Raw genomic sequence first — 12356 nt, 5'->3', positions numbered from 1 at the left:
TAATAATTATCTTTTTGGTCAAATGCAAAAAGCATTGTGATATGAAATTATATCGAAGACACTAAACTAAACCAACAACACAAAAGGTTAATAGGTATAGTCTCATATTACTAGGCAATTGATACATGACTGATGACATCATATATATCAGGAATTTAGTGCGACATACTTGTTGCCAAATCGGTCTACACTAGGTTAAACAGACTAAAATAATCCGTTATGGTCCTTGACAAATTTTGAGAGGAGATTCTCGTGACAAATCGATTAAAACGACGCCTGTTTTATGGACTCCAGCTGGCTTGTTTTGCGGCATGTAGCAGTCTTTTACTGGGAATGGGAAATCTTCATGCTGCCCTAGCACCTGCTAATGGGATTGAAGGGGCATTATTGAGGGGACGAACCATTGTGATTGACCCTGGGCATGGCGGTTATGACCCAGGAGCTCGGGGTCGTATGGCCCGAGAAGATGAAATTAATTTGGCTATCGCCTTGGATCTTCGAAAATGGTTCGAGGATGCGGGAGCTCGTGTATTGATGACCTGGGAAAAACCCGGTCAAATACCCCCATCGCGTAAATATCGCGTCCAGCAACGTGTAATCTGGATTAACCGAACGGGAGGCAATGCGCTCATCGATATTCATTGCAACTCGGCGGGATCACGGTGGCGCGGTCCCCAAACTTTTTATTGGGATGGAAAGGGTTCTTATTATTTGGCGCATGATGTTCAAGAAGAATTGCAATTTTTTACTCATACGAATCGTCCCGTGACGCGCATCGATCAATACGTCTTGCGTTATGCGAAAATGCCGGCCATCAATGTTGAAGTGGGCTTTATTTCGAATCCGCAAGAAGAGAAACTCCTGATGAATCCTCAGTACCAACGGCAGATTGCCTGGTATATTTTTTTAGGGACGGAACGCTGGTTTCTCAAAGGACATTGGCCTGAAACGTTGTTGCAAACGCCACCTCCCACACATTTATTAGTTCGTGACTAGCCTAACTTCGATATAATGAATAGAGTCATCGAAAGACGGTCTATATCACGGAAATGGAGATAAACTGCGGTGGCCTGGTTAGGCCTGACCGGAATACTGCCAGCCAAGCGCTCATCGCCAGATAATGGCTGGAGAGAGTAAACCATACGAGGTTTGGGGAATGACCAAATATGACAAGTCCGATCGGAACTTTGTTTCGTCGTCGGGCTCTTGGGACTCCGACATCTTGGAAAAATGGGCCAGATAGTGGCTAAAGAGCGCATTATGACATCGGACCAACAGGGATTTTGATAATGATGGCCTCACATGAGTCGGATGGTGAACGCCATTTGATGAATCTTGGCCGGAAAATGTTGGGGCGTCTGTGCATTGGAATTTGTCCTATGATAAAGGACTTAGTTGGTGCTCGCCAAGGTGATCAAATCGGTCTCAGTCGGGAGGACTCAATCCGATCGCGAAGAGTGGAAGTATGTACCAGATGGTCCCCAACACGTTCATGATGGATTAAAAGTTTACCGAGATCCAGTGACTCGTCACCAAGCTTTGATCCAGTTATCCACCACTGAGATTAATCAATAAGGAGGGCGTGGTGCTACTTCCCGATCTGACGACTCGGGTGTTCGCACTGCAAATATCTTATGAAACTTAAGACAGTACGCATCATCGGTGTTCCCCTCGATTATGGAGCTGATCGCCGAGGTGTTGATATGGGACCTAGTGCGATTCGTTATGCAGGTCTTCACGAGAAACTGCGCCAAGTAGGGCACAAAGTCATCGATATTGGAAATCTTCCGGTACCGGTCCCTGAAAGTCGCACCAAAAATGAGACCCATCTGAAATATGCAGACGAGATCGTTAAGGTCAGTCGCGTGCTAGCGCGCGCAGTAGAAAAATCCTTGGATGAGGATAACTATCCTTTGATTCTCGGGGGTGACCATAGTATTGCCATTGGTACGATTGCCGGATTATTACGCAAATTTTCCCGTTTGGGCGTGTTATGGTTTGATGCACACGGGGACTACAATACCGATCAAACTTCTCCGTCCGGTAATGTCCATGGGATGCCCGTGGCGACGGCCGTAGGATTAGGTCACCCAGCTCTCAAAATTCCTTTTCATGGCCACTTTGTCGATCCACACAAAATTGTTTATGTTGGAGTGCGAACCTTGGATGCGGACGAAGCCGAAGCCTTACGGCACTCCGGCGCCACAGTCTTTTCAATGCATGAAATTGACCGTTATGGAATGCGTGATGTGATGGCCAAAGCGATCGATATTGTCACGGATCAAACCGATGGGGTGCATTTAAGTTTCGATATTGACGCGGTTGATCCGTTATATGCCCCCGGATCGGGTACGCCCTACAGTGGTGGCCTCACGGAACGCGAGGCACATTTAGCTTTGGAATTGCTCGCGGAAAGCGATATTGTTTCTTCGATGGAAATGGTGGAAGTGAATCCGATTCTTGATGAACATAACCGGACCGGAGAACTTGCGGCGAACTTGATTGCATCGGCCCTTGGGCACCGAATCATCTAAACGGTTGATAAAAATGTGGTAGGGCTGTCCTTCCCGAACTGGTATCATAACAGGGAGAAAGAAAATTTCGCCGATTGGGAGGGGTGCGACAATGGCCAAATGGGAACAAGACGTCATTACATATCGCCGTGATCTACACCAGATTCCGGAGTTAGGATTTCAAGAGACCAAGACGAGTCAATATCTGTTGGATACGTTACAGCAATTAGGCTTAGATCCTGTGCAAATTGCGGATACCGGGGTGATGGCCGATATTGAGGGCAATCGTCCCGGCAAAACGATTGCGATCCGGGCCGACATCGATGGGTTGCCTCTTGAGGAAGACACCGGCTTGCCATTTCGTTCCCAACATCAAGGCGTTATGCATGCCTGCGGACATGATGGTCATATGGCTATTGTCTTAGCTTTAGCAAGCCGGCTTCAAGCAACACGGGATTTTCCGGGCCGAGTGCGTGTGTTTTTCCAGCCAGCTGAAGAAAGACCTCCAGGCGGCGCCCCTAAAATGATTGAAGCCGGATGTTTAGACGGGGTCGATGAAGTGTTGGGCCTTCATCTCTGGGCCAGTGATCCTGTTGGTACGGTTGCCATTCGCAGCGGACCGTTTATGGCCAATGCGGATCAATTCACCATTCGAGTCAAGGGAAAAGGCGGCCACGGTTCGGAGCCAGCCGACACCAAAGATGCCGTACTTATTGCTTCGATGATTGTCATGAATCTGCAGACTATTGTCTCACGCCGTCTCAACGCATTTGATACGGCTGTGGTGAGCTGTGGTACGATTCGAGCCGGGGCAACGTTTAATATTATTGCAGAGACGGCGGAAATTACGGGCACGGTACGGACTCTTTCCAAAATCGTTCAAGATAAAGTCATACAGGAAATCGAGCACATTGCCAAGACAACCGCGGCATTATATGGTGCAGAAGCGACGGTTTCATACCAATATGGCTATCCCGCCGTGATCAATCACCAGCCAAGTGTCGAACGTTTAGAACGCTCCGTCACAGGACTCGTCGATATTCTTCATCCTGATCCGGCTATGGGCGGGGAAGATTTTGCCTATTATCTACAAAAAAAGCCTGGGACATTTCTCTTTTTAGGATGCCGGCCCGAAGGGGAAAGTTTTCCTCATCACTCGCCACATTTTCAGATCAACGAAAAAGCGTTACCTTTAGGTGTGGAAGTGCTGTATCGCGGTGCCATGAGCTTTTTACATGAAAATTAAAGGGCGTTGACCCTATGAAACCTCTCTTTCTGATGACGTCAGAAAGAGAGGTTTTAATGCCTGAAAGGACATTGTTCGCCTACGATGGATAGTATCGATCCGGTGATCGAGGAACATTGAGTCATTTCCGGGATACGCCAGGACCTGAAGAAATTTTTAAGAATCGATGGCGGTTGTCCAGTGTGAGGAAAGTTATGAATCCGATGCGAATATTAATTGATAGTTATTGCATAAATATCCCGTGCGATGTATAGTAATGCACAGGAGGCGGTTTGTGTGGTGGAGCGGTTATTAGCAAAGGAAGCACGGTTACAAGGTCGGTCCGTGGTGTCCTTAAAGGACTGGAGTCCCAGTGAAATTAAGCAAGTATTGATGACGGCCAAATGGATGAAAACAAATCCGAAAGTGGCAGAAATTCAGTATGCACTTAAAGGCAAGTCAGTGGCCATGATTTTTGAATTGCCGTCGACCCGCACACGGGTATCATTTCAAGTGGCCATTCAGGCACTTGGGGCAGCTCCCGTGATCTTGGACTGGCAAGATAGTCAATTAGGTCGTGGAGAACCGATTGAAGATACCGCTCGTGTCTTGTCCCGTTATGTGGATGGTATGATCGTCCGAGCAAAGAGTCATCAAATGGTTCAAGCATTACAAAAGTGGGCGACCGTTCCCGTGTTTAATGCTTTGACGGATATGGCGCATCCCTTTCAAGTCTTAGCGGATGCCTTAACAATATGGGAACATGTCGGTTATCTGTCTGGAGCAAAAATGGCCTATGTAGGCGATGGTAACAATATGGCGAATTCCTACATGATTATTGGCGCGAAACTCGGTATGCACGTTAACATTGCGTGCCCTGAGGCATGGCAACCGTCAGCGGATATCATTGCGTATGCCCAACAAGAAGCAGAAATGACGGGTGGCTCCATTCAAGTGATGACAGATCCTGTGCAAGCTGTGCGTGGCGTGGATGTCGTGGCTACCGACGTGTTTGTATCGATGGGTGACGTGGATAGTGCCAGTAAACGGCAAGCTTTGGCGCCATACCAAGTGAATGCAGCTCTGATGCAACACGCGAAAGAGAACGCGATATTCCTGCATTGTTTGCCTGCTCACCGGGGAGAAGAAGTCACTGAAGAGGTCCTAGAAGGTCCGCAATCCGTAGTATTTGATGAGGCCGAAAACCGGTTACACGTGCAAAAAAGTGTTTTATACCATACTTTAGCAGAATTCTAATTGGCAAGAGGACCGGATATTTGTGCCTATCCGGTGGCCAAGATGACAGAATGTCGTGCTCCAGGTGGATAAGCGAATGTTCCGGGAAGCCATCAGTCAAAGTGATGGGACTGAGGCTTCCCTTCTTGATCTTTGTTCCTATTTGGGGCATTTACTGTGATGCCCTCACGAGAAGCCATGAGAAAGTTTTCCGGAAAAATTTTGATCCGTTTAATAGAGAAAGATTTTCGATCAAGATTGAAGACGGGTGAGAACAAAACACGGGTATAGAGGTTAAACGGGATTTGACTGGGGCTATTTTCTGTGCAGAGAAATTGTTGAAGGTTTATGGGAAAACATCGAACAAATCACTCAATATGATCGTGCGATAATGCCGAGTAAAGTGGTAGACTATTCTCATAGATATGAGAATGAGGTGCTGCATATGGTACACCTGTCTTCTGTATACCGAAAACTTGAAGAGGGCGCCAAGCGGCTGACTCCTCAACGAGAACTTGTGATACGGATATTTGCTGAACATCCCGGAGAACATTTATCAGCAGAAGAAGTGCATCAACTAGTTAAAAAAGACTTTCAAGATATTGGGCTGGCGACAGTCTATCGCTCATTAGAACTTTTAACCGATTTAGAAATTCTGAACCGGATAAGTTTTGATGACGGCCGGGCTCGTTACGAGTTTAATCAAGAAGAGACGCACCGTCATCATCATCTCGTCTGCATTCGATGCGGCAAAGTCGACGAATATGGTGAAGATTTGTTAGATCCGTTAGAAGGGCGCATCCTCAAAGAGCGCGGTTTCCATGTTTTAGATCATGAATTGAAATTTTACGGGTTGTGCCGGAGTTGTGCGGCGAAGCGGGAGAAGACGGAGCGAACGGAAAAAGGAATCAAAGGAGAACGGATTCGATGACGACAACGTTATATTGCTATAGTCGGTGAACAACCTGTGCCAAAGCACGAGCGTGGCTCCGTGCCCACCAAATTGATTTTGAGGAACACGATTTAATTGCGGATCCCTTGCCGAAAGACCGCATTGCCGAGCTAGCCGAAAAAATTGGCGGCGTAAGCGCTTTATTGTCCAAAACAAGCCCATCCTACCGGAATTTGCGGCAGCTTGTTTCCTCAGACGCAGAGTGGATCGAGCATATGACAAAGGAACCTCGGCTGATTAAACGGCCCGTCTGGGTCATTGATGATCACTACATTGTGGGATTTTCTGAACCGGCTTGGCAAGATGCCTGGACCCGTTATGGTCATTAAGAGGGCTGTTCTGGGCTGAAATAATCAAAAATAATCCGGCTGAGCTGTGGGAGAATCACCAGTGCTTCATTGTCTATGTGGAAGCGTAAATCGCGGGAATGCTCACTGAGAATGGCCAACACATAATCACCCCACGGTGTGGTAATAATTCCCACATCATTTCGTATGCCTTCAAGCGAACCACTTTTGCTCCCAATTTGCACTTTAGGGGGATTATTATCCTCTTCGGTAATCCACTCGTAGGGAAGATGACGCGTCATAATAGTATTGTATTGTTGGCGACATAAGATATCCCACATGATGTCTGAGGCATCTTTATTGACAAGAGTCCGGTGATATAGCTGTGTTAATATCATACCGAGTTCTCTGGAAGTGGCCAGACCGATGGGACCAGGTATGGTAAAATCAATGCGTTTTAGCAGTCGCGTTTGGGAAAGACCAAGGGACTGGATAAAGCGATTGACTCGGGGGATGCCAACCTGACGTAAAATCATGTTGGTGGCCGTATTATCACTGACGATAATCATCAGCGTCATCACGTCTTTGATGGAGAGGGAAAGCCCAGGGGACAGGTGTTGCAAGATACCTGATCCGTCTACCATGTCCTCAACCTGTAACGTGAGCGGTTCGGACAAGATCTTGTGCTCATCGGCAAGATATTGAAAGGTAGCCGCCATAATGGGCAGTTTGATGACTGAAGCCGTTTCCATAACCCGGTCAGGCTCACGGGTTAGGGTCTCGTGCGTTTGCATATGTTCTGCATAAAAACTTATATGACCGCTAAATGCGTGAACAATGTCTTCAATTCTTTTCTCAGCCTCAGCTTTTATCATCAGTGTTCGGCGGAAAGCTCGACCTCTTAAACAAAGAGGATTGCGCCTTGTCCCCCTTTCGTGTTTTGATAGACCCCAATGAGATCCTAAGGACCACCGACAAATGTTTAAACGGCAGACGCCCTTTATTTCGCGATTCCTGGCACAGGTTGCAAGTTCCCTTGCTTTCTAAATGCTCTGTCTATACGCTGTGGGAAGGGCAGTATCATGTTCCGGGTCAATATTTGTCGCTGAGCAAAATGATCTGAGATACAAATTCCCCTTCCCAGCTTTCATGATGGATTAAAGCATCCTAAGATGGCGGGGATTCTCGATGATTTTGAGGAAGCCAATACAGGCGTTCTGGTCCGAGTCCGGGAATCATCAAGCCCGTAACTTCCGTGCCTGATGGGACCGGCGGACTACCCTCAGGAATAATCGCTAAAACCTCGGATTGCCGATATGCCGTAATTATATCAGAGCCTTGGGGCAACTGCGTATCAAAAAATATCTCTCCTTGCTCAACCTGGATGCGGGCGCGCAAATATCTTGTTTCCCGAGTCGGTTTCATAAACGGATGGCGTAATCGGCCGCTGATGTGACGGAGTGGAAGATAAGCGCCATACAACGATACCACGAAAGGCAGGCCGATCAGATACCAAGACATCATGGCCGCTCCGGGATTGCCTGACAGGGCTAGAATCGGTACATGATCTTTCTCAGCACCGGCAATGGACTTGCCCGGATGCATATCGACTCGCCAAAACAGAAGCCGGGTATGGTTGCGAAGAAATTGGATGACATGGTCCTTGTCGCCCACCGATACTCCGCCTGTGGTGATGACGAGATCGTATGGTGTCAGGTCGGATAAGGCCAGAGCCACAGCATGGGACGTATCTGCTGCCGGAGGAGCCCATGTCACATCAGCACCGGCTTCGGTTAATAACGCTGCGAATAAGTAACGGTTAACATTATAAATGTGTCCCGGCTGTAACGCTTGCCCAGGATTTTGTAATTCGTCTCCCGTTGTCACGAGTAAGACGCGAGGTTTTCGGTAGACTTTGACGGTGGCATAGCCGGATAAAGCGAGTAAGCCCATTTCCAATGAACCGATATACTGTCCTGGTTGGAATACCGTCGTTCCACGGGTGATTTCTGAACCTTGTGTGCTGACATTCCGCAGCGTTTTAACAACACGGGGAACCTCAATATGTTGGTTATGCCGGGTTACGGCTTCTTGTTCAATTACGGTATCCAATTCTTGAGGAAGGGGAGCTCCGGTCATGATGCGCACTGCATATCCTTGAGGGACATGCTGGGTAAACACTTCACCTGCATTGACTTGGCCGAGGATAGGTAAGGTGCCAGGTGTATCTTGAGCACGCAATGCATAACCATCCATGGCGGCGCGGTGAAAAGGAGGAGAATCACTAAAAGCTACAACCTCTTCGGCTAGAGTTCGCCCCCAGCACTGTTCAATGGGAATTTGTTCGCTGTCTTCAATGCGTCCTCGAACACTTTTCAGCAAATCCAGAGCTTCAGTTACGCTAATATAACTCATATCGTCTGCCTTTCTGCCCTATCTCAGTAATAGAAGAACGGTTATCCGCGAAATTCCGGATGAAAGACCATATGTGCGGAAGCATCGTTCCACTCGAAACTTAACGTCTGTTGTTTTTCAATGATGTATTCGGCCAGGTTGTTACGAGTTTCCTCGCTTAAGGGGAGACATGCTGGGTACACACAAATCTTAGAAAGTTTTCGAGAAGGCGGACCAATGATTAAACGAATGTTGGAAACGTGTTCCAGAATGTCCGCGGAATTGAAAACAATCTTCGGCGTTGGGAAATGTTTACCCCCTTCCCATATCATCCACTCAAAATGTTGAGCCACTTGCGGCCAATCAATGGGCAATGCTAGGGAACTCCGCCAGGTGGTTTGATTAGGCTGGATTAAGAGCGTGTCCGCACGATAAGCGGCAAAACGGTCGGTATCGGAACCCGGGCGATCAGATGGGGAATGATGGGAAAATTTTAACACCAGTACACGCCCGTTTAGGTGTTGACACAGGGATTCAATCAGGCGCGTTTTTCCGACATTGGAATAGCCGACGATATGGAACACGCGCATGATTAATCACGCTCCTGATGATCTAGCCATGATTGCCATTCGCGTGGGGTATTGACATTACTGAGCCAAGCATCGGGCACCGGAACCCATTTCACGGTATGCCGGTTTAAAAAGGTGTCGACTTTGCGACCTCCCATTTGGCGAAAACCGATAAGGTCCGATACTAAGTGTGTCGACCAAAATCCAGCCAAGGGCTGACGATGGCGAGCGCTTTGGGGCAATATGGCCTCAACGTGGGGTGACAAGTACGGTTTAAAGCGCTGATAAAAATCCATGGGAAGGTTGGGCAAATCAACAGCCATTACCGCTAAGAAATCCGCATGAGAAGAGGTCATAGCCCGTGCGATTCCCGATAAAGGGCCCTCAAAGGGTTCGATATCCAACAAATCATTGTCGCCTGGGGTTGTATAATTCCATGGCCTAGAGATCCATAACTGGCCGTTAACAACCGTTTGCAGCAATAAAACTGCTCGGTCAATGAGACGCATGCCACTAGGTAAGGACAACTGGGTTTTATCCTTGCCCATGCGCGACGATTGACCGCCTGCTAATACCACTCCATCTATGATTGGTTCCACGTTTCGCTCCTCCCCATAATTCCCATTATAATACACATGGTTTAGAGGTCGGAGTTCGCCGGAGTCGGTTCCTTGGTGGAGCGCAGGGTCATGACGATTCCTAGCGTGAGGAAGATCAGGCTGATCCAAACCGTCCACGAGGGCATTTGTCGAAGAATAAGCCACGCTAACATGGCAGACCCGGGGATTTCCCCAATCATGGCCATGGATACTTGTCCGGCCGGCATGAATCGCAATAACCAGTTAAATGTGGTATGCCCGCCCAGTGTGGGAATGATAGCCATAAGAAGATATAAGATCATCACATGCCCATTCACAGGTCCGAGGGAATGTTTCTGAAACATATTGATAAGAAACAAGAGGAAACTCGACATGAGATAGGTTCCGAACGAGTACTGGCTCGCGGATAAGCTTTGTCGCGAGTGCTTCCCAGCCATGAGATATAATCCTGCAAAGAGTGCGCCTAACAAGGCATCGACCATGCCAGCTGTTTGATGAAAGGACCAGGCTGCCCCAATGGGTAATATTACAAGACCTAGGGTAGCGCTTGCTAATCCTATCTTAATGCGCATGGGAAAGGGCTGTTTGCGCACGATACGCGTATATAATGCGATAAGTAACGGGTGTGTCGAGACTAACGCGGTCGACAAGGCGACCGGTAGAATCATGAGGGATTGAATCCAGAAAATAAAGTGCAACGCTAAAAATAATCCCGATATCGTGAAAAGTTTTAGATGCCTTAAGCTCAACCATGTTGGCGACTGCCGGAGCACGACGGGCATTAAAAGCAGGGCAGTAAGAATGAGTCGCCAAAAAGCAATGGCATTGGCTGGGGCAGGGGTTAAACGAATAAGCACGGACGCACTCGAAACAGACAAGACCCCAACTGCTACAGCCCCATATAGTTGAAGAGCAGTTGGGGTGTAAGGTGTCCGAGATGGCTCAGACTTTAGCATAAGACTGGGTTAACATATCCCGAAACGCGCTTAAGGAATCGGCACGGTCCGGATCTTGCGTGCTATAGATTTGAATAAGATTGGTCAACATGCGCACAAGCATAAAACGCGTGGGAGTAGGACTCAAATACGCTGGATGGAAGCCAAAACCATTGGTCATGAGAAATTGAACACATTCGCCCCGGTTCAACAATTGGCCTTTTTCAAAGGCATCAATGAATAGGCTATCATTATATTGGAGGAGAAAGTGTCCAGGCATGCTGATGCCGACCACTGGGATGCGTAAACGACGGGCAATTAATAGGTAGACTAAAGACAAACTAATGGGAATCCCTAACCGACGGTCCAACACTTGGTTGAGATAACTGTTATCGGGATCATAGTAGGCTTCTTTATTTCCCGTAAAGCCGAGCTCATCAAAGAAATAGTGGTTTAAACTCTCGATGAGTTCACGACCTTTGAGATTGTGCTGATCCATGTGAACTTTAAATTCTTGGGCCATGGAATCCAGCATGTCTCGATAATGTTGGCGATTAATTGTCGGGTATCCGGATTCAGCAATGAGAAAGGCACCTTCTTCCAGGTCGATCCAAGCGGACGGCATGGCCGCAAAACGTTGGAAGCGTTCTCCCAGTTCGTCAAGACGAAGTCGTTCGAGAATACTATAGACCCGCGTCCGAACATGTGGATCTAAAGACGTTCTGGCTTCTTCCAGATATGGCTGAGCCTCCTGACGAGATTCGATCAATCGCTGTCGGGCTATTTGCGCCGTCTTGATATCATCATCCCCCAAGAGACGAATCAAAGCTTTAATTTCTCTCTCAGTCAATGTTTTCATGGCCGCCGCTCCTTTCTCCATGGCTCAAATGCGGCCGAGGTATCAACGAGTATACCTCCATTATATGGAATAGCGATCCCCAAGGTTCGAAGCCGCTACCAGCCGTTAACATATTATTCGCGTTAGGTCGTGATTCTCCTGCCAAATTTGAATCTCGCTATAAGAAGTAGTCGAGATTGTATATTTATTATACAAGGCTTGGCAAGAGCATAGCACCGCATTTACCTAAGCTGTACCATTTTTCCCCGAATTTTCTAACAGCAAACCCGCTGGCAAGCCACTTTGTGTTGAGTTTGGGGATGCAATGTGAATCTCTTGCCGTAATGTCTACCGACCCGCAGGTTCTTCGGGACCCGAGGAGTTTTCATGGAGGAAACTTGGCATTGCTTTAAAAGCAATGATATCATAAGAATAAAGATGAAAAAAAGCCATCGCCCATGGAGGAACTATGGTAATAAACATCCGTCTGGGCCATATCTCCCGTATTTATGATGGTGCGGGAGTGTTGGCGTTTTTGTACATAAAAGGGTGTACAGTGTCTTCTTTGGGGCTGATGGACACAAGATGTCGCGGACACGTTTTTAGCGTGTCCGCAACGTGATTATCCCCAAACGCAGCGATCCACAAGGTGTTCTTGGGGGAAAGATGGAGTTTTCTATTTTCTAATATTGTCAGGATAGTCTTAGAAACCTTGAACATAAAAACTGGAACGTGCTGTCATGATTGAGCAGACGGCAAGTGGGAACCCTGATAAAGGATAGCGGTGTTTTGCATCAATCGTATACGG

11 protein-coding genes and 1 pseudogene are annotated in these 12356 nt (G+C 47.6%); 6 read left to right on the top strand and 6 right to left on the bottom strand.

From position 1 onward, the window contains the following. The first annotated feature begins 252 nt into the window (after positions 1–252). The 6 genes and pseudogenes from B8987_RS03895 to B8987_RS03870 all read left to right on the top strand — a co-directional run. Positions 253–996, top strand: a complete 744-nt coding sequence (locus B8987_RS03895) for an N-acetylmuramoyl-L-alanine amidase family protein (protein ID WP_028962722.1) — start codon at positions 253–255, stop codon at positions 994–996. A 638-nt stretch (positions 997–1634) separates the two neighbouring features. Then, the gene (gene rocF, locus B8987_RS03890) at positions 1635–2534 is read left to right on the top strand and encodes an arginase (RefSeq protein WP_026040837.1); all 900 of its coding nucleotides are present in this window, start codon (positions 1635–1637) and stop codon (positions 2532–2534) included. A gap of 91 nt (positions 2535–2625) precedes the next feature. Continuing rightward, complete coding sequence (locus B8987_RS03885; protein WP_037913093.1) at positions 2626–3759, top strand: M20 metallopeptidase family protein; 1134 nt, start codon at positions 2626–2628, stop codon at positions 3757–3759. Positions 3760–4035: 276 nt separating this feature from the next. Further along, on the top strand, positions 4036–4995 hold the full coding sequence (gene argF / locus B8987_RS03880) for an ornithine carbamoyltransferase (RefSeq protein ID WP_051351131.1): 960 nt from the start codon (positions 4036–4038) through the stop codon (positions 4993–4995). Positions 4996–5419: 424 nt separating this feature from the next. Next, entirely contained in the window at positions 5420–5905 is a 486-nt protein-coding gene (locus B8987_RS03875; protein WP_051351132.1) for a Fur family transcriptional regulator, read from the top strand. A gap of 41 nt (positions 5906–5946) precedes the next feature. Beyond that, positions 5947–6255, top strand: a pseudogene (locus tag B8987_RS03870) (arsenate reductase family protein); the annotation flags it as partial. Here B8987_RS03870 and B8987_RS03865 read toward each other — a convergent pair. From B8987_RS03865 to B8987_RS03840, 6 genes are all read right to left on the bottom strand, one after another. Beyond that, complete coding sequence (locus B8987_RS03865; protein WP_084660882.1) at positions 6252–7088, bottom strand: serine hydrolase; 837 nt, start codon at positions 7086–7088, stop codon at positions 6252–6254. The pseudogene B8987_RS03870 and the gene B8987_RS03865 overlap by 4 nt on opposite strands. A 292-nt stretch (positions 7089–7380) precedes the next feature. Next, a complete protein-coding gene (locus B8987_RS03860) occupies positions 7381–8628 on the bottom strand; it encodes a molybdopterin molybdotransferase MoeA (protein ID WP_084660881.1) in 1248 nt (415 codons plus the stop codon). A gap of 41 nt (positions 8629–8669) precedes the next feature. Next, positions 8670–9197 carry a molybdopterin-guanine dinucleotide biosynthesis protein B gene (locus B8987_RS03855; RefSeq protein WP_028962726.1) on the bottom strand — a complete coding sequence of 176 codons (528 nt, stop codon included), beginning with the start codon at positions 9195–9197 and terminating at the stop codon, positions 8670–8672. A 2-nt stretch (positions 9198–9199) separates the two neighbouring features. After that, on the bottom strand, positions 9200–9775 hold the full coding sequence (mobA, locus tag B8987_RS03850; protein ID WP_028962727.1) for a molybdenum cofactor guanylyltransferase: 576 nt from the start codon (positions 9773–9775) through the stop codon (positions 9200–9202). Positions 9776–9816: 41 nt separating this feature from the next. Beyond that, on the bottom strand, positions 9817–10731 hold the full coding sequence (locus B8987_RS03845; RefSeq protein ID WP_084660880.1) for a DMT family transporter: 915 nt from the start codon (positions 10729–10731) through the stop codon (positions 9817–9819). After that, complete coding sequence (locus tag B8987_RS03840) at positions 10718–11569, bottom strand: SirB1 family protein (protein ID WP_026040833.1); 852 nt, start codon at positions 11567–11569, stop codon at positions 10718–10720. Before B8987_RS03840 ends, B8987_RS03845 begins: the two co-directional genes overlap by 14 nt. Positions 11570–12356 lie beyond the last annotated feature (787 nt).

It is taken from the genome of Sulfobacillus thermosulfidooxidans DSM 9293 (genome assembly GCF_900176145.1).
Classification (GTDB): Bacteria; Bacillota; Sulfobacillia; order Sulfobacillales; family Sulfobacillaceae; genus Sulfobacillus; species Sulfobacillus thermosulfidooxidans.
This window is presented reverse-complemented; position numbering and strand designations above follow the sequence as displayed.